General features: G+C 65.4%; 13 protein-coding genes and 3 pseudogenes. 7 read left to right on the top strand and 9 right to left on the bottom strand.

The annotated features are described in order from the left end of the window. The first annotated feature begins 1,086 nt into the window (after nucleotides 1–1,086). Nucleotides 1,087–1,590 (top strand): type II toxin-antitoxin system VapC family toxin, encoded by a 504-nt coding sequence (locus tag V9G19_RS25100; RefSeq protein ID WP_462288098.1) that lies wholly within the window; start codon nucleotides 1,087–1,089, stop codon nucleotides 1,588–1,590. A 1,327-nt stretch (nucleotides 1,591–2,917) separates the two neighbouring features. Then, a complete protein-coding gene (locus tag V9G19_RS25095; protein WP_462288097.1) occupies nucleotides 2,918–3,460 on the top strand; it encodes a hypothetical protein in 543 nt (180 codons plus the stop codon). Nucleotides 3,461–3,977: 517 nt separating this feature from the next. Here the strand turns inward: V9G19_RS25095 and V9G19_RS25090 are convergent. The 3 genes from V9G19_RS25090 to V9G19_RS25080 all read right to left on the bottom strand — a co-directional run bounded on the left by V9G19_RS25090 (nucleotide 3,978) and on the right by V9G19_RS25080 (nucleotide 6,991). Further along, nucleotides 3,978–5,288 carry an ISL3 family transposase gene (locus V9G19_RS25090; protein ID WP_462283955.1) on the bottom strand — a complete coding sequence of 437 codons (1,311 nt, stop codon included), beginning with the start codon at nucleotides 5,286–5,288 and terminating at the stop codon, nucleotides 3,978–3,980. Nucleotides 5,289–5,484: 196 nt separating this feature from the next. Beyond that, nucleotides 5,485–5,832 (bottom strand): transposase, encoded by a 348-nt coding sequence (locus tag V9G19_RS25085; RefSeq protein WP_462284294.1) that lies wholly within the window; start codon nucleotides 5,830–5,832, stop codon nucleotides 5,485–5,487. Between the two features lie 22 nt (nucleotides 5,833–5,854). Next, nucleotides 5,855–6,991, bottom strand: coding sequence for a transposase (locus V9G19_RS25080; protein WP_462288096.1), 1,137 nt, complete (start codon nucleotides 6,989–6,991; stop codon nucleotides 5,855–5,857). A gap of 841 nt (nucleotides 6,992–7,832) precedes the next feature. Between V9G19_RS25080 and V9G19_RS25075 the strand changes: the two genes are divergently transcribed. The 3 genes and pseudogenes from V9G19_RS25075 (at nucleotide 7,833) to V9G19_RS25065 (ending at nucleotide 10,039) form a co-directional block, all read left to right on the top strand. After that, complete coding sequence (locus V9G19_RS25075; protein ID WP_462288095.1) at nucleotides 7,833–8,033, top strand: PIN domain-containing protein; 201 nt, start codon at nucleotides 7,833–7,835, stop codon at nucleotides 8,031–8,033. 293 nt (nucleotides 8,034–8,326) lie between these two features. Next, nucleotides 8,327–9,118 (top strand): DUF3800 domain-containing protein, encoded by a 792-nt coding sequence (locus tag V9G19_RS25070; protein WP_462288094.1) that lies wholly within the window; start codon nucleotides 8,327–8,329, stop codon nucleotides 9,116–9,118. Nucleotides 9,119–9,231: 113 nt separating this feature from the next. Then, nucleotides 9,232–10,039, top strand: a pseudogene (locus V9G19_RS25065) (transposase family protein). Between the two features lie 276 nt (nucleotides 10,040–10,315). Here V9G19_RS25065 and V9G19_RS25060 read toward each other — a convergent pair. The 5 genes and pseudogenes from V9G19_RS25060 to V9G19_RS25040 form a co-directional block, all read right to left on the bottom strand. Then, a complete protein-coding gene (locus V9G19_RS25060; protein ID WP_462288093.1) occupies nucleotides 10,316–10,789 on the bottom strand; it encodes a HEPN domain-containing protein in 474 nt (157 codons plus the stop codon). Next, entirely contained in the window at nucleotides 10,786–11,148 is a 363-nt protein-coding gene (locus V9G19_RS25055; RefSeq protein ID WP_462288092.1) for a hypothetical protein, read from the bottom strand. The genes V9G19_RS25060 and V9G19_RS25055 overlap by 4 nt, the downstream gene beginning before the upstream one ends. Before the next feature lie 462 nt (nucleotides 11,149–11,610). Then, nucleotides 11,611–11,850, bottom strand: a pseudogene (locus tag V9G19_RS25050) (IS256 family transposase); the annotation flags it as partial. Between the two features lie 57 nt (nucleotides 11,851–11,907). Further along, nucleotides 11,908–13,161 (bottom strand): IS256 family transposase, encoded by a 1,254-nt coding sequence (locus V9G19_RS25045; protein ID WP_462283538.1) that lies wholly within the window; start codon nucleotides 13,159–13,161, stop codon nucleotides 11,908–11,910. 123 nt (nucleotides 13,162–13,284) lie between these two features. Beyond that, nucleotides 13,285–14,277 (bottom strand): annotated as a pseudogene (locus tag V9G19_RS25040) (IS256 family transposase); the annotation flags it as partial. Nucleotides 14,278–14,980: 703 nt separating this feature from the next. Between V9G19_RS25040 and V9G19_RS25035 the strand changes: the two are divergent. Both V9G19_RS25035 and V9G19_RS25030 read left to right on the top strand, forming a co-directional pair. Continuing rightward, on the top strand, nucleotides 14,981–15,184 hold the full coding sequence (locus V9G19_RS25035; protein ID WP_462288115.1) for a cold-shock protein: 204 nt from the start codon (nucleotides 14,981–14,983) through the stop codon (nucleotides 15,182–15,184). A 276-nt stretch (nucleotides 15,185–15,460) separates the two neighbouring features. Further along, the gene (locus V9G19_RS25030; protein WP_462288091.1) at nucleotides 15,461–16,882 is read left to right on the top strand and encodes an LCP family protein; all 1,422 of its coding nucleotides are present in this window, start codon (nucleotides 15,461–15,463) and stop codon (nucleotides 16,880–16,882) included. A 121-nt stretch (nucleotides 16,883–17,003) separates the two neighbouring features. Here the strand turns inward: V9G19_RS25030 and V9G19_RS25025 are convergent, their stop codons facing one another. Next, complete coding sequence (locus tag V9G19_RS25025; RefSeq protein WP_462288090.1) at nucleotides 17,004–17,594, bottom strand: TetR/AcrR family transcriptional regulator; 591 nt, start codon at nucleotides 17,592–17,594, stop codon at nucleotides 17,004–17,006. Between the last annotated feature and the right edge of the window lie 99 nt (nucleotides 17,595–17,693).

The raw sequence follows: 17,693 nt of genomic DNA, 5'->3' as shown, positions 1-17,693 counted from the left end.
GCACCTGTTGTCACGTTGACAACATCTGTCACCTGAGCACTCGGCAGCTGCCGGGTCGCCGCCAGCACACCACGAGGTCCAGGCAGGTAGCCTCGGTGGATGCGCGAAGTGCTCGGGACAGCCGCCGGCAAGGTCATGGTGGTACTGCCGCGCTGAGTGCCGTAGTTACGATCCTCGGCTGGTCGATCCCAACGCTTCGTGACTGGTTTGGGTCAGCACGCCTGGCTTGGGTGGACGTTGGCCGGGCTGCTGCTCGTAGCTTCCTGTGTGTGGCGGCTCGCTGATGCAGCTGCGATACGGACTCTTGAGGAGGAGCGTCGCTCCCTCCAGCGTGAACGGGATGATCTTCTGAAGCGATTGCACCCCACCGCTCATGATGTGAAGCTTTTCGACAGAGTCACGCGGCACTTTTCCTGGGAAGTGGGAGTGATGCCCTGGCTCGAACACGGGTTTACCGCTAAGTCGTGGCGTGACTCGCAGTCGCGTCCGCTCTACATCTTTAACGATGCGTGGGACCACACATACATTGATGACGAAGCGGTCCAAGCCGCATACGGCATTTTCGTGACGCGGCGACAGAACTCGGCCTATGGCTTGCAACGGCAGGGGGGCCAGTAGCCGGCGACGGAGGAGCGGGCACAAGGTATGCGATCACGGACGGTCATCGCATGACTGGCGGCTGGGACGCCTACGACGAGCTCCGTAAGGTCGGCATGGCGTACGCTCATGAAGTTGTGCAGCATCGGAAGGATTTCGAGCGAGTCGGCCGCGCCCGGGGACTCCGAGTTCCTATCGACTAGGTCGTGTGCAGTGACCCCTGAGCGGTAACACGAGAGTCGGCGAGTGGTTGGGGTTCGGGCTATCCTCGTGACTCATGGATTCCGTGCGCCAGGAGTTGCACGACCTTGTCGACCGAGTTCCGGACGACAAGGTCGATCGCGCTGCTGCAGACTTACGGTCACTGGTTCGTGACCGCGCTGCGAGTTGGCCACCGGCCTGGTTTGGCATCGGAGAAGGCTCGGCAGACGACGTCTCCGAGCGAGTGGACGAGCATCTGGCCACGGGGTTCGGCCGTTCGCGCGGTTGATGCTGATCGATACCGGACCCCTCGTGGCCGCGGCGTTGACCGGCGACCGCCATCACAGGGAGTCCATTGACCTGTTCACCGCGGCCAATCTCGCAGGCGAGCCACTGCTCGTTCCTGCGCCTGTGGTCAGCGAGGTTGGCTACCTCATTGAGCGGGAGGCAGGCCCGCGCGCTGAGGCTGCTTTCGCTCAGTCCTTGGCTGAGGAGCAGTTCGAGGTCATCGACCTCCTCCCAACCGACTGGTCCCGGGTGGCCGAGCTTCCTGCGAACGTACGCCGACCTCCCGCTCGGCATCGTGGACGCCTCCGTGGTTGCCGTTGCCGAGCGCCTGAAGATCGTCGAGATCGCCACACTGGATCGCCGACACTTCACGATTGTCAGGCCGAGTCACATCGCTGCGTTCGCACTCCTGCCGGATTAACCGGGTGTGAAAGTTGTCCCATGAGGCCCGCACCTGTTGTCACTCTGACAACATCCGCATCCCGTGTCACTTCCCCCGTGTGAATAGCGTTATGGTCAGCGACCTCCGGTGGCGGAAGAGGCGCGAGACGTGATATGGATTTCCGTGACGCCTGCGGCTGCTTGGTGGGTGGATGGCCTCGATAGAAGCGGCGAGCAACGGAGGGGTGCACTGTGGGATCGATCCGTGTTGTCCCATCACTGGCTTGGGTTCTCTCAGGCTGCCTACTGGCGGCAGCGCCTGGAACCGCAAGGGCTTCGGTTGGTGGTGCTGGGGGGGTATGCCCGGCGAGGTGGTGGTCTTCGGCCAACTCGAACGCGACGGGTCGCCAGTCCCCGGTCAGTATGTGGCTGAGCTATGGCCAACGCAGAGGTACCTAGCGAGCCTGCGCGAGGGTCAGCCCGTTCCGAAGTACTTCCTGAAGAAGGCTCCGATCCCCTCTACTGGAGCCTTCCAGATCGACCTGAATGTCGACACGATCCCAGCTGAATTCTTGGGTGATTCTGGCCAGGTGGATCTAACGATCAGAATAACGGACGGTCGGGACCAAGCAGAGTGGTCGCAGTCCTTCCTGCGTGGCGACAGGGACCCCCTCTCTTCTAAGGGAAATCGGCAGGCCCGTTGGGTTCCAACTGTTGATCGGACCCGCGCCAAGCCAGACGTAGCCACATTCGACCTGGGAACACGGACCGCGAGAACAGCGTCGTACCCCCAGTCAGTCGCCGAACGTGGGCAACAACAGGTTCGGACCCTCGACACCACGGCGGTAGACATGAGTCACTGGTCGCATGCTGGGAGGTACACCTGCCGCGACTTTAAGGGTCCCGCACGCCAGAATATCCTTGAAGGCTTCGCCTACGTGTATGGCTGGAGCGGGGCAAGGGCATCACTTGATTTCGACTCAGGGAGCTCTCATTCACTAGGCGTAGGGCTCACTTATGGCTCGGGCTGGAGTCAGAGCGGCACCAGCGGAATCAGCACATCGTCAGGGGCCACGGTTACGCGAGTGGTAGATGCTCTGGCGAAGAACAGGGTCAACTATCGCGACTACTACAACGAATGTTATCCGAGTAGAATTCAAAGTCGCCCGGAGAGCTTCTACGCCATCCTCCCCACTGGGGACTTCACCTATGCACGCCACGTCAACTTCTCCTACTGCGCCACCTATTATTCGGGCGCCACGGCCTGGAAGCAGTCTGGTACGAACACCACCGTCAGCGGGGGGGTCGCTTTAGGTCCGATTAGCCTCTCTGCGCAGTCCGGATGGAATTCCGCCACCAAAGTAAAGTGGGACATTACGGCCAAGACCAAAGTCTGCGGGTCGACATCAGCCGGCTGGGCAAGCGCACCCCAAGCGGATGCTCGAGCCGGATGAGTCTGAGCATCGTTCGAACGGTGGGTGTGGTCCTGTCGGTATTCCTCCTGGGGTCTTGCAACGCCCATGTCGGCGGCGAGGCCCGGATTCGCGCGCTTGCGACAACGGCGGATGTACCCTTTGGTCTCGCCTTGCCGGTGCCTCAATCCAGTTCCACCGTCGCAATTGGCAGCATCATGCTTTGCCGCACGGGTTCCGGGGACGATCCTGAGATTAGCTCAGTCGGGTTCGAGCGCGGCGAGAATGAGATCGAAGTTGTTGCTTTTGGGACGCGCCGAGCAAGCACCACTACGCTGGGGGCGGAGAACGGTGCTTCGCTGACAAATCTTGGATTCGTCGGAACCACAGTGAGCCAAGGTTGCGATGCGAAGGACGATGCACGCCCAACCGAGCTTGGGATCGAAGTGCGTGCGCCGGGCGGACCCAGAGTGACGGGGCAGACTCTGGACGTCCATTATCGGGCTGGATCTAGCTCGCTCGTTGAGCAAGTGCCCTTCACCCTCGTCGTCTGCGTTGGCAGCAAGCGGTGCGATCCTTGAGAGATTGCGGCTACCACGGGAGCTCCGGGTGTGAAAGTTGTCCCATGAGGCCCGCACCTGTTGTCACGTTGACAACATCTGTCACCTGAGCACTCGGCAGCTGCCGGGTCGCCGCCAGCACACCACGAGGTCCAGGCAGGTAGCCTCGGTGGATGCGCGAAGTGCTCGGGACAGCCGCCGGCAAGGTCATGGTGGTACTGCCGCGCTGAGTGCCGTAGTTACGATCCTCGGCTGGTCGATCCCAACGCTTCGTGACTGGTTTGGGTCAGCACGCCTGGCTTGGGTGGACGTTGGCCGGGCTGCTGCTCGTAGCTTCCTGTGTGTGGCGGCTCGCTGATGCAGCTGCTATACGGACTCTTGAGGAGGAGCGTCGCTCCCTCCAGCGTGAACGGGATGATCTTCTGATCTGAAGCGATTGCACCCCACCGCTCATGATGTGAAGCTTTTCGACAGAGTCACGCGGCACTTTTCCTGGGAAGTGGGAGTGATGCCCTGGCTCGAACACGGGTTTACCGGCTCATCCCAATCGAGAGTGTAGTTGGGGTCTGAATCCTCCGGCTTCGAGCAGACTGCGGGCAATGTAGTTGGTCAGGTTCCGGAACCCGAGGGCGGAGCCGCGCAGGTGTTCGAGCCGGCCGTTCAGGGCCTCGGTGGGGCCGTTTGAGGTGCCGGGCCGGTCGAAGTAGGCCAGGATGTCCGCGGCGCGCTTCTTCAGGGTCCGGCCCAAGGTGATGATCTCGGTGAGCGCGGCCGGGACGCCGGCGCTGATGGAGTCGATGACAGCCTGCATCCGGGCCTTGGCGGCGGCACGGTCGGGATCGCGGTAGGCGCCGATCATTCGCTGGTAGATGCCCCAGGTCGCTTCGACCTCGACATGGTCCTCAACGGCAAACAACGCCTCGATGCGGGCGCGTTGGCGGTCGGTGAGCAGATCGGCGCCGGTGTGCAGGGTCCGCCGCGCGGCATACAGCGGATCGCCTTTGCGGCCGCGGTGGCCGGTCGTGGCCTGCTGGACCCGGCGGCGTGTCTGATCGAGAGCGTCGCCGCCCAAGCGGACCACGTGAAACGGATCCATCACCGCGGTGGCGGACGGGAGTTCTTGGGCGGCCGCGGATTTGTACCCGGTGAAGCCATCCATCGCGACGACCTCGATCCTCTCCCGCCAGGCCGGGTCCCGCTCCGCGAGCCAGGTCGCGAACACCGCTGAGGAGCGGCCCTCGACCATATCCAGCAGCCGGGCCGGGCCCGTCTTGTCCCGCACCGGCGTCAGATCGATGATCACGGTGACGTACTTCTCGCCCTTGCGGGTGTGCCGCCAACAGTGCTCGTCCACGCCCACAACGGCCACACCATTGAACCGGTCCGGGTCATCGATCAACACCCGGCGTCCTTCAGCCAGAACCGCGTCGTTCGCGGTGTCCCAGGCCACCGCCAACGCCTCGGCGACCCGGGCGACCGTCAGGTGGTAGAGGACCAACGCCTCCAACGCCCAGGCCAGCGCGGCCCGGGACAGCTTCGCGCGCGGCTCGGCTGCTCGGCTGGTGTCCTGGCGCCACACCTTCCCACACGCCCCGCAGCGGTAGCGGCGGACCGTGATCTCCAAAACTGTTGGCCGCCACCCGAACGGGACATGCGCCAGCCGGCGCACCACCGTGTCCCGCACCCGGCCTTCGCTCCCGCAGCGCCGACACCACGGATCGGGCTCGAGGACCCGGCAGGCCAGCACCGCACGACCGGTCTCAAGCCGCTGCCCCGTGATGACCAGACCGAGATCATCAACACCGGTGAAGGTGTCCAGGTCGGGGCAGGTGAAGGTAACGTCAGCCATGTCGAGGTCTTCCAGATGGGAAGTGTCAGACCCGGATCCGCGAGTAGCTTGCGTGTGGGTTGGGCGGCCAGTGAACGGCGGATAGATTTTGTGTTGTGGCAGTGTGTTTTTGGGTGCGGGCAGCGCGGATGGCCCGGTGGCGCTCGGGTGGGCGGGTCTTCGGGGTCCTGGGTCGTCGGGACGGGGGATTCGCGGGTTAGGCCGCGGTGGGTAAGGCCCGGATCCGGGCCAGGACGGTGGGCAGGAGCTGGCGGTCGGGCGGCAGCCGCAGGATCAGCTGGCGGCCGTGGCGGACTATGCGGGCTGGGACGCAGAGCAGTTCGTGGCGTAGGCGGGCGCCGTGGGCGCGGTGACGCTGGTCGATCCCGGTCAGGGCTTGCAGCAGAACGGAGATGTTCCCGGCGAGCAGGGCAGCCCACATCCACACCGTGTTGATGGCGTGGTCGCCCGACGGCAGATGCCGCAGCGCGGCCCCGAGTTTGGCTTCCCGGATCCGGTCCTCAATGTCGGTGCGGCGGCGGAACCAGGACTCGACCTGCGTGATCGAGGCAACCGGTGCGGCCGCCTCACCCGGCTCCGCCGGCTCCGCCGGCTGCGGCCGGCTCGGCCGGCTCGGTGGGGTTGGCCGGGTGGTCGTTGGCGGGGATATTGGTGACGATGAAGGAGACCGCGTGGGCGTGGGTGGCCGCGCCCTCCAAGGCGAGGGTGAGTTGGTTCTTCTCGATGGTGCGTCGACGCCGTGAGCGGGGGTCGTCGGAGATGTCCTCGGCCTCGATGCGGACCCGGCGCACGATGGTGTACGTGTGCGGCGGCCACCCCTGCGGGGCGTAGTCGACCGCGGCGACCTGCGCGCCGGGCATCCCGCTCGCCGCACCCCAGGCGTCCTCGGGGATGGCGGCGTAGGCGCGCCACATCGCGGTGTTCCGTTTCGCGGCGATGGCGAAGTCACACCCGGCCTCCACCGCGGCGTGGGCCAGGTCGGCGGTGAAGTAGCCGGCATCCGCGCGCACCCGCAACCGATCCCAGTCGGCCGCGGCCGAGCGGATGTCCTCGGGGATCCCGGCCAGGACCCGGCGCAACAGGTCAGCGGCCCGGGGCCTCACATCCTCATTCCCCGCGAGCAACTCCGCGGCCAGGGTCAACCCGGCCTCGGCCCAGGTCCCCAGATGCGGACGGCCCGCGCGCTGACCTTGATAGTTGTAGGCCACGCCCTGCTTCGTCGGCCCGTACACCTCCACATCGGTGGAATCCAAGTCCACCGTCACCGCCGCGGCCAGCACCGCCCGGCGGGACGCCGGCAACAACCCGACCGCATGACCGGTCAGGTCCGCGACCGCACTCTCCAGGCCGGCCAGCTGCGCCGGCCCGAACCGGCGGGCCAACCCCGCCGCCGTGCTCGAGGCCAACACCGGCACCGCCGACAACACGCACCCGGCCACATCCTGGCGCTGCCGGTCCAACGCGGCCAGCACATCCCCGCCGAGCAGCTGGCACTGCGCCAGCGACACCAGCACCTGCCCGGCCGTCGCGCCCCGCTCCCGCTCCTTGATCGCACCGATCCCCCGGTCCAGGCGCCCGACCAGGTCCAGTTTCTCGATGAACTCCGCGAGCGCTGCCACCCCCGAGGTCCCGGTCAACGACGGATCCGGCGCGCCGATCCGCACCCGCTTCCGAACCCGGCCACGACCACGTACTCTCTTCACCGACAAGGTGCTTCTCCTCGCTGGCCAATCGAAGGCTTCGTAACCCCGATTCTCCCAGCAGGACAAGCACCTTCGTCACATCACACGCCGATCACCCCACCACTACTCGCGGATCCGGGTCAGAGCTTCCATCATCGGAAGACCTCGACCCTCAACCCGGCAGCGACGCGCCACCCCGCACACACTCTCATTTGGGAAGAGCCAGTTTACCGCTAAGTCGTGGCGTGACTCGCAGTCGCGTCCGCTCTACATCTTTAACGATGCGTGGGACCACACATACATTGATGACGAAGCGGTCCAAGCCGCATACGGCATTTTCGTGACGCGGCGACAGAACTCGGCCTATGGCTTGCAACGGCAGGGGGGCCAGTAGCCGGCGACGGAGGAGCGGGCACAAGGTATGCGATCACGGACGGTCATCGCATGACTGGCGGCTGGGACGCCTACGACGAGCTCCGTAAGGTCGGCATGGCGTACGCTCATGAAGTTGTGCAGCATCGGAAGGATTTCGAGCGAGTCGGCCGCGCCCGGGGACTCCGAGTTCCTATCGACTAGGTCGTGTGCAGTGACCCCTGAGCGGTAACACGAGAGTCGGCGAGTGGTTGGGGTTCGGGCTATCCTCGTGACTCATGGATTCCGTGCGCCAGGAGTTGCACGACCTTGTCGACCGAGTTCCGGACGACAAGGTCGATCGCGCTGCTGCAGACTTACGGTCACTGGTTCGTGACCGCGCTGCGAGTTGGCCACCGGCCTGGTTTGGCATCGGAGAAGGCTCGGCAGACGACGTCTCCGAGCGAGTGGACGAGCATCTGGCCACGGGGTTCGGCCGTTCGCGCGGTTGATGCTGATCGATACCGGACCCCTCGTGGCCGCGGCGTTGACCGGCGACCGCCATCACAGGGAGTCCATTGACCTGTTCACCGCGGCCGTGGTTGCCGTTGCCGAGCGTCTGAAGATCGTCGAGATCGCCACACTGGATCGCCGACACTTCACGATTGTCAGGCCGAGTCACATCGCTGCGTTCGCACTCCTGCCGGATTAACCGGGTGTGAAAGTTGTCCCATGAGGCCCGCACTCGTTGTCGATTCAACAACGTTGCTGGTCGCCCACGCAGATGTCGCCTGTTCGTGATGACGCTGCCTGGACAGCAGAGCAGGAGGACTCCACGCAGAGCCATCCCCGTGGGAGGGGCGCGGACGACGGTGGCACGTCCCACGCCATGCATGTACGCTGGTGTCTGGTAGCAGAGGATGAAACAGGCTTCCGAGCGCCAACTCCGAGAGCCCACGCTTTGGCGTGGGCTCTCGTGTCGGAGTCGGCTGCGACAATGTGGAGGTGCTGCTGGCGTACATCGATGAAATCGGTGAGACTGGCGCGTTCGTGTCCAGGTCGCACCCCCGGTTCAACACCAGCCCAGCGTTCGGCTACGCCGGCTTCGTGATCGCCGCGGAGAGAGCTCGCCAGTTTGGCCAGATCTTCACGGAGGAGAAGCGCAAGCTGTTCGCCATTGAAATCGCCGCCAGTACCAAGCCCGCGCAGTGGGAGAAAAAGGGCTCCCAAATCTTCCACCAAACCACCGTCGACCGATACCCGCAGCAACTCCGTGTGTTCAATGGGCTCGTCCACCGCCTCCGGTCGTTGGGTGGGCATCTGTTCTATTACGCCGACGAGAAGCCGTGCGGAACCCCAAAGCAGACCAAGCTCGACACGGTGGCCCGCGAGTCTGCCGCCATGCGGGAGACGCTGAACCGCCTCGCTCGGCATGCCGACGAGCAAGGCCAACACCTGCTCGTTCTGATGGACCAAGTCAACGAGAAGCAGCGAGTCGAGCGCGTGCCTGCGATGTATGCGCACATGTTCGGTCGCCCCGGCGACTTCGAGGAGATGAAGCGCATCGTCGAGCCGCCGATGCACCTGGACAGTGCTGTCAGTTCGAACATTCAGTTCGCTGACTGGATGGCCGCCTGCGTGTCGCGGGCCATCGACTATCACCTCAGCGCGTCCTCGCAATACGCGTGGATCACCTCCGGCAAGGTAGACGCGGTGCGAGGACTCTTCACCAACAACTCCAAGGTCCACCTGTGGCATCGAGGTGTCAGTGAGGTTTTCTCACCAGGCCGGGGTTGACCGCTGGGTGTGACGCGTGTGACCTGGGGTGATGGCGTGTCGGATGTGCCACGCGGGGTCCATGGGGCCAGAGTCGGTTTCGACAAAGTCCCCGTCTCGACCCAGGACCCCGCGTGCTGTCATATCGTGCCACCCTCGACGTCCCCGTTTCCACCGTCGCCCGGGTCTCCCGCTGGCTACAAGCCCACCGCCGCCGAGTCGATCGCCGGCCATGGCAGCGGGCCGCGACCTGCTGGACCCAGGCCATCCTCGTCCTACGCTGGCTCAAGGACGGCACCGACATCGACCTGCTCGCCCGCGACGCGAAGGTCAGCCAGGCGAGCGGGTACCGCTACCTACACGAAGCGATATCGGTGATCGCCGCCCACCTGCCGGACCTGCCCGAAGTGCTGGCCGCCGGACACGCGGCCGGGTGGGCGTACGTGTGCCTCGATGGCACCCTGATCGCATCCACCCGCTCATCGGCGACATCCGCTGCCGGACACGACCTGTGGTAGGCCGGGAAACACAAACGACACGGCGGGAACATCCAGGTCGTCACCGACCCGAGCGGGTTCCCGGTCTGGGTCTCGCCGGTCGAACCCGGCTCCACCCACGACCTGAGCGCCGCCCGCCGGCACGTTCTGCCCGCCCTCTATCCGGCCGCCGCCGCCGGGTTGCCGACCCTGGCCGACAAGGGCTACGTCGGCGCCGGGATCGGCATCCACCTCCCCTACAAGGGCGCCAACCTCTGCCCCGACAACCGCACCCACAACTGCTCCTGTGCTCCCTGCGCGCCCCGGCCGAACGCCCCAACGCCCTCCTGAAGTCCTTCAAGGCCCTCCGCCGCCCCTCCGCCGGGTCACTCTCTGCCCCTGGCGGATCGGCGACATCACCGCCGCCGCCCTCGTCATCCTCACCATGCAACGAGGCCGCTGGTGAGAAAACCTCAGTGACATCCACCACTCCGACCTCTTCAACCGCGAGCGATCCCTCTACCCCAAGATCGCGGGATAGAGAGTCGGAGACGGCATACCGGACGGATTCCTGCGCGCCTTGCGCGCCGGGAGCGAGCGCAACCACGCCAAGCGCACGAACTCGAACTAGCGCACTCTGCGTCGATCAGGCGCCGAGTTGGGACTTCGACCTCGGGTGTGAAAGCTGTCCCATGAGGCCCGCACCTGTTGTCACTCTGACAACATCAGGCCCCTAGGCCAGTCAGACCCAGGAATCGACTTGGCCCGAGCCGAGCAGCTGTTCGACAGCAAGGACGGCCGCATCGGCGACGCTGAGCGCGTCATCGACATCCTCGTGGTGCGCTGCGACCGTGTCAGAGTCCGGGTACTCGAATCGGTTGCGGTTGCGCCTGATGCGACCGAAGGACTTAAAGGGCGAGCCTGGCCCGCCGAACTGCGCGCTGACCGTGTCCTGAATGGCAATGTGGCCGCCACGAGAGGTGGCGCGTAGCCCTTGGGCGGCGAGCAAAGCAGCAGCTGCCTTGCGCAGCGCGTCGTAGGCGAGTTGGTAGGCGCCGGTCAGGTCGCCGTGCTCTTGGGCCCGCCGGGCCGATCCGACGTGTTTGGCCGCCTCGGCAAGCAGCCGCCCAGCAAGGTTCAGATCGGTGGGGACTGTGTCCAGCTCGCCGGACGTCAGCAACTCCGAGACCTTGTCGCGTCCCACTGCCCATGTCATGGCGAACTCTCCTGGTCATCGCGCACCGCGTATAACTCGATGAGGGGGCGCGTAGTGAGAGCCTGATGGAAGCCGTCCGTGCCGTTGTGCCACCAGTCGAGAGATCGAACGGTGACGTTCACCGGACGGGCTAGGCGGCGCTCGGCCCGCTCGGTGGCGTCATCAAGAGAGTCGCGATCGGGCCGGCCCACCACGAGGACGTCGATGTCTGCCGGCGGGCGGCCGTCCTCGCCCGACCATCGGGCGGCCCACGAGCCAAAGATGTAGAGACCCGCGACGAGGTACAGGTTTCCGAACTCTTCGGAGACCACGCGTGGTGGGCCGAAAGCGCGAAGCATGAGCTCGGCGAGGGGTGGCACGAGTGGCGATGATGTATCGGCGCTGAGCAGGCGCACGTTGCCGACTCTGCGGGACTTGACGACCCCGCTTTGCTCAGCTCGGTCGGCCTCGCGCTGAACGGTTGACAGCGAGACACCTGTTCGATCGGCCAGCTCGGTCAGTGACCACTCACTGTCGGGCGCTAGCAGCAGCAGAGTCAGGAGTTCAGCCTGAGCCGAGGACCGGAGCAGGCTCAGGAGGGGAGGAGCAGGAGCTTGCATACGTGCAATATACCTTGCGTGTTTGGGGATTAGCGATGTGAAAGCTGTCCCATGAGGCCCGCACCTGTTGTCACTCTGACAACACCCGTAACGCTTGCCCCGGAAGCCCGAACTCCCTCAGGCCCGCTCCGGTCGCGCCCCTGCGTGATACGTGCTTCACTGAGCAGACCACAAGGATGGCGCTTGGGGCAGAGGAATTGTCAAGAGTTGTGGATGGGTGTGTCATGAGGCGAGTTGGTCACCTCCGTTCTGGTCGTCTTGCCGTTCGACGAGCACGCCGTTCTTGAAGGTCGCGCCGGCGCGGACGAGGGCGACCAGGTGTGGGGCGTTGACTGCGCGCCAGCGGCGTTGGGCGGACTCGATCAGCTTGAACGCCATCGCGACCCCGGCGGCGCGGGAGCCGGGGCCTTTGGTGATTCGCTGCCGCAGCCGGACGGTCGCGAAGGTGGACTCGATCGGGTTGGGTCAAGTCCTGATGCGTGGTGTTTGAAGGTTTTTCATCCTTCGGGCGTGTCGGGGTTACGCGGTGATCGCGGTGAGTGGGTTCTGGGCGGGGGTTTCCTCCTTGGGGGTGAGGGCTTTGCGGCATTGGGCGAGGAGTTCGAGGCCGAGGTAGCGGCGTTGTTCGGTCCACTCGTCGTGTTGTTCGGCTAGGACCGCGCCGACCAGCCGGATCAGGGCGTCGCGGTTGGGGAAGATCCCGACCACATCGGTCCTCCTGCGGATTTCCCGGTTAAGCCGCTCCTGGGGGTTGTTCGACCAGATCTGCTTCCAGGCGCCTTTGGGGAAGACGGTGAAGGCCAGGATGTCGGCGCGGGCGTCGTCGAGGTGCGCGGCGACCGCGGGCAGTTTCTCGGTCAGGGTCTCGACGATCCGGTCGAACTGGGCGTGCACGCTTGCAGCGTCGGGCTGGTCATACACGCTGTGCAGCAACGCTTTCACCCACGGCCAACTGTTCTTCGGGGTCACCGCCATCAAGTTCGCCGCGTAGTGAGTACGACAACGCTGCCACGCCGTCCCGGGCAGCGTCGCGCCGATGGCCTCGACCAGTCCGGCGTGGGCATCGGAGGTCACCAGACCGACCGGGCCGGCGCTGGTCAGGCCGCGGGCGACCAGATCCCGGAAGAAGGTGAGCCAGCCGGCGCCGGTCTCGGCCGTGGACGCCTGGACACCGAGGATCTCCCGGTACCCCTCGGCGTTGACGCCGGTGGCGAGCATGGTCGCGATCTTGACCACGCGCCCGCCTTCACGCACCTTGATCGTCAACGCGTCCGCGGCGACAAAGGTGTACGGCCCGGCGTCCAACGGGCGGGTCCGGAACGCCTCGACCTGACCGTCGAGATCCTTGGCCATCTCACTGACCGTGGACTTCGATAGGCCGGTGATCCCGAGCGCTTGGACCAGCCGGTCCATCCGCCGGGTCGAGACCCCCAGCAGGTAGCAGGTCGCGACCACGCTGGTCAGCGCCTTCTCCGCCCGCGAATGCCGGGTCAACAACCAGTCCGGGAAGAAGGTGCCTTCCCGCAGTTTCGGGATCGCCACATCGATGGTGCCGACCCGGGTGTCGAGATCACGGTGGCGGTAGCCGTTACGACGATTCGACCGTTCCGGGGTGCGGGAGCGGTACTCCGCCCCACACACCGCATCGGCCTGCGCGGACAGGATCGTGTGGATGAACGTGGACAACATCTCCCGCATCAAGTCCGGGCTCGCCTGCGCGAGCTGTTCGTCCAAGAAACGGGCAGGGTCGATACTGGGCAATGCGACGGTCATCGGGACCATCCTTTCGAGAGTGCTGTGATGGGTTCACTCGAAGGATGCCCGGTGGCCGTCGTGTCTCCCGGGAAGGACACGAACAACCACCGGCCTCGTACACCAACGTTACGGACTCAACTTCGGGTTGGTGGTGCGCAGGTGGATCCAGCGTTCGGCCGGGTAGTCATAGAACCTCAACAAGACGTCGAGGTCGTCGGTGATCTTCGCCGCGGCTTTGGGCCACTTGGTCCCGTAGTCGGCCGCGAACTGTTTCGCGGCGGCCTGAGCGTGGGTCTTGTCCTCGGCGTTCCAGATCTCCGCCAACGCCTTCTTCGCGGCGGGATGCGCTGATTTCGGTAGCGCCGCAAGAACATTCGCGATCTTGTGGAACCAACATCTTTGCTCGTGGGTGGCCGGGAAGACATCGCGGACCGCGCCCCAGAACCCGAGCGCGCCGTCGCCGACCGCGAGCACTGGGGCGCGCATCCCCCGCCGTTTGCAGTCGCGCAGCAGATCCGCCCACGACTCGCTCGATTCGCGGAACCCGTCCGCGAGAGCGACCAGCTCCTTGGTGCCATCGGCGCGGACCCCGATCATCACCAGCAGACAAATCTTGTCCTGCTCCAAACGGACCTTGACGTGGATCCCATCGACCCACACGTACACGTAGTCGACCTCGGCCAGCGAGCGGGCGGTGAAGGCGCGGGCCTCGTCTTGCCACTGCTGTGTCAACCGCGTGATCGTCGAGGAGGACAGGCCCGCAGCGGAACCCACGAACTCCTCCAACGCCGGCACGAAATCCCCCGAAGAGAGGCCGTGCAAGTACAGCAACGGCAACACCTCCGCGACCTGCGGCGACTTACGCGCCCACGCCGGCAGGATCGCCGAGGAGAACCGGCACCGGTCCCCGGTGACCTCATCGACCCGCTTATCGTTGACCCGCGGCTGGTGGACCTCCACCGCGCCCGCGGACGTGGCCACCTGCCGCGGCTCGTGAGAGCCGTTGCGGACCACCAACCGGTGACCGTTCTCGTCGACCTCGTGCGCGTGGGCCTCGATGTAGGCGGCGACCTCGGCCTGCAACGCGGCCGCGAGCATCGCGCGGGCACCCTCCCGAGCGATCTCGTCCAGCATCGACCCGCCGACCGCGGCCGGCGCGTGCTGGTTGTTGGCTTGCGCCCCCTGGTGAACCAGGGTGACCAGCCGTGTGCATTTTGACAATGGATCGGGGCCACACACGAGGCGCATCCGGCAAGACAATGGAGGTGTGTGCCGACGGGCCCAAATTGACGAATACGGCGCACACGCGCTGTTGGCGCAAATGCGTTGTTCAAGACAGCCTCCTCATGGCCGGGCCGGAAGTCGACCGCACCCGCACCCGCCCGCAAATCGCGATGGCGCTGTGCGTCCCGAAGGGGGGCGAACGCTATTGGTCGCGGTGACAACCATCGCCGATTCGGTGACTGGGCAGTAACAAGCGTCTTGCCTGGTCACGCCCTCGATGTTACTTGCTGGAAATCCTTGCGGGACAGGCAGTATCGTGGTAATGGCGGGGTCGCAACCAGCTCCCAATCCACGCTGGAAGACACGGCCGAACCGGCCCGAACGCCGGGTGTGTTGGCGGCGCCGTGGTTCAACGCGCGCTCAGCGCGCAGGCGTGCTAACGTTCCCCGCGGTTGCACATCAGCGTTTCTCGCAAGTCCATCCGAGAGCGGAGCACGCCAATGCTCCAGTCTCTCGGCTGGGGGGTTTTGCCCGGCGTGGGAGGGCAATTTGCAGCTTGGGAACTCGCGACGTGCGGCTTTCCATCGCACAGGAAAGAAAGAAGATTTACCCCATGGCACAGGGCACTGTTAAGTGGTTCAACGCGGAAAAGGGCTTTGGTTTCATCGCCCAGGACGGCGGCGGTCCGGATGTGTTCGTTCACTATTCGGCCATTGACACCACTGGCTACCGCACGCTCGATGAGGCGCAGCGGGTCGAGTTCGAGGTCACCCAGGGTCCCAAGGGCCCGCAGGCCGATCGCGTTCGCCCCGTCTGATCGACTCCTGGCGCCGGCCCCAATCGGCCAGACGCGTCAGAACTAACGCCGCGGCCCCGTCCCGAAGCCCGGGCGGGGCCGTCGTCGTGTCCGCGCGCATTTGTGTCCGGGCCGCTCCGGATGCGATCGTGTGCTAGTTGGTCGCTCGCGTCTGCCGATGACGCGCTGGTCGCGGCATACGGCGGAAGGAGTCCGGTGGCCCGGGGTGCAGCCCGGTGGGAGGAATACCCCACTCGCCGCGCCCGGAGACAGGCGCGTCGTCGCCATCGTCGCCGGGTGGGCTATTCGCTGCTGGCCACCGTCTCGCTCACGCTCACCGGTGTCGCGAGCGCAACCTATCTGAAGCTGAACGCCAACATCACCCGGGTCGACATCACCCCGGTCCTCGGCACCCGGCCACCACGGCCGACGTCAGCCGCTGCCAGCGAGGGCGCACCGGAGCCGATGACGATCGTGGTCATGGGGTCGGATACCCGGCAGGGAATCGGGACGACCGAGTACGGCAAAGACACCGTCGAAGGCGGCGCTCACTCCGACACCAATCTGATCGTCCACTTCTTCGCCGACCGCCAGCACGTCCTGGTCGTGTCCATCCCCCGGGACTCGATGACGATGGCTCCCAAGGACTGCGCTGACCCGAAGTCGACGGTCAAGAACGGGGCCGTGCGTCAGTGGAACTACAACTTCAACGAGGGCGGCCCGGGCTGCGTCGTCAAGACTGTGGAGGGCCTGACCGGCATCTTTGTCGACCACTTCGCGGTTGTTGACTTCCGCGGCTTCCAAGACATGGTCGATGCCCTAGGCGGCGTCGAGGTGTGCACGACGTCCGACATCGATGACGCGGATTCGCAGTTCACCCTGGCCGCCGGGCGCCACCGCCTCGACGGCAAACAGGCCCTCGGCTATGTCCGAGTGCGCAAGACCGTCTCCGACGGCAGCGACCTAAACCGCATCAAACGGCAACAGGCGTTCTTGTCCTCCGTCGCTCAACAGGCAACAAGCAGCAAGCTGCTGCTGCGGCCCGACCGGCTCTTCGGATTCCTGAACGCAGCCACCAAATCGTTGACGAGCGACCCCGGCCTGACGCTGCCGCAAATGACAGCGATAGCGCGCAGCGTTCGTAGCATCGGGATGGAGAACGTCGAGTTCGTCACCGTGCCGACCGAGGTTTATGCCCCGGACCCGAACCGGGTGAAGTGGAAGGCCTCCGCCGAGACCATCTGGCGCGCGATCCGCGACGATGTCCCCCTCGACAAGCCATCCTCGAGCACTACCCCGTCCTCGGCTGGCGTCGCGGGCAAGCTCACGGTTCGGCCGGACAAAATCTCCGTGTCGATCAGCAACGACTCCGGCGTCGACGGCTTGGCGGTGCAGGCGGGCGATGCCTTGCGCGTCCAGGGATTCACGATCGCCGGCTATGCCAATGGCGCCGCAGGGGGTATCGACGGCGTGGTCGTCCGCTATGCTCCGGGCCGCTCGGAAGAGGCTCGCACGGTCGCCGCGGCCTTCCCAGGCGCCGTGCTCAAGGTCGACAAACGTCTGGACAAGGTCATCGCCGTCAACCTCGGCGTGGGCGCTGCCAACCCCGTCCTCGTCCCAAACCGGGTGGGCACTGCGCCGCTGCCGCCGATGACGATCACGGCCACGGCCCCGGATGAGATCGAGCGGCGCACCGCTGCGGCAGATATCTGCAGCTAAATCCACCCCGGCGCGATGCCCGGCCGAAACCTGAGCACGCAACGTGCCGTGGCAAAGAGAAACTCGGCCCTGGGTCTCGGTCTCGGGGGCGAACCGAGGCCCAGGGCCGAGTCGGCGGGGGCTAGTTCTCGGGGAGGAGGAAGGCGGCGTCAACGAGGTGGTCGATGGCCCGGTGGGCCTCGTCCGCGGTGAGCATGCCCTTGCCGTAGGTGAAGGTCGTCCCTGCCCAGCCGAGGGTGAGAACTTGCATCCGGCCGGACTTCCACGCCGTGGTGTCGCGGCCGAACGGGGAGAACATGCCCGGCGAAGACCCGAGGCCTTCCTCATGCGCGACCTCGAAGCCCATCGACTCGTCCCGGTCACCGGCCAATGCCGCCACGGCGAGTTCAGGATGGCGGGTGAACTCGGCGAAGCTGGCATGCGCGGCACGCCGGACGACGTCCTCCTCGGTGTCGCCCGGCCGCACCGACTGGGTCACCTTTTCCAGCGCCTGGCTCTGCAGGTGCACGGCAAGCGCGAGCAGCAGCCGGTTCTTGCTCGGGACGATCGAATAGAGGGCCGTCAGCGACATGCGGCACTCGCTGGCGACCTTGCGCATCACCGGACCGGTGAAGTCCCCGCGTTCGATGATCTCGAGCACGGCAGGGAGCACCCGCTCCGTAAGCCGGTTGCCCTCGCCGATCTCGACGTCATAAGGCTGCGCAGCGCACATCGCGTTGCCCTTTCGTGTCCGGAATTCGCGCCGATCACTACTTGCGCGTTCAAATAAGACGTTACCAATTGTTCACATGCATCTGGCTGGAAACCTGCG

It is taken from the genome of Nostocoides sp. (assembly GCF_037045025.1).
Taxonomy (GTDB): domain Bacteria; phylum Actinomycetota; class Actinomycetes; order Actinomycetales; family Dermatophilaceae; genus Nostocoides_A.
The sequence above is the reverse complement of the archived record's forward strand: the minus strand, read 5'-3'. Positions and strand labels throughout refer to the sequence as shown.

What these genes read in the sequence shown, in the direction of transcription:
- V9G19_RS25060 (WP_462288093.1), bottom strand. Translation starts at nt 10,789, where the DNA reads ATGACATGGGCAGTGGGACGCGACAAGGTCTCGGAGTTGCTGACGTCC.
- V9G19_RS25075 (WP_462288095.1), top strand. Translation starts at nt 7,833, where the DNA reads ATGCTGATCGATACCGGACCCCTCGTGGCCGCGGCGTTGACCGGCGAC.
- V9G19_RS25090 (WP_462283955.1), bottom strand. Translation starts at nt 5,288, where the DNA reads ATGGCTGACGTTACCTTCACCTGCCCCGACCTGGACACCTTCACCGGT.
- V9G19_RS25095 (WP_462288097.1), top strand. Translation starts at nt 2,918, where the DNA reads ATGAGTCTGAGCATCGTTCGAACGGTGGGTGTGGTCCTGTCGGTATTC.
- V9G19_RS25025 (WP_462288090.1), bottom strand. Translation starts at nt 17,594, where the DNA reads ATGTGCGCTGCGCAGCCTTATGACGTCGAGATCGGCGAGGGCAACCGG.
- V9G19_RS25045 (WP_462283538.1), bottom strand. Translation starts at nt 13,161, where the DNA reads ATGACCGTCGCATTGCCCAGTATCGACCCTGCCCGTTTCTTGGACGAA.
- V9G19_RS25100 (WP_462288098.1), top strand. Translation starts at nt 1,087, where the DNA reads ATGCTGATCGATACCGGACCCCTCGTGGCCGCGGCGTTGACCGGCGAC.
- V9G19_RS25035 (WP_462288115.1), top strand. Translation starts at nt 14,981, where the DNA reads ATGGCACAGGGCACTGTTAAGTGGTTCAACGCGGAAAAGGGCTTTGGT.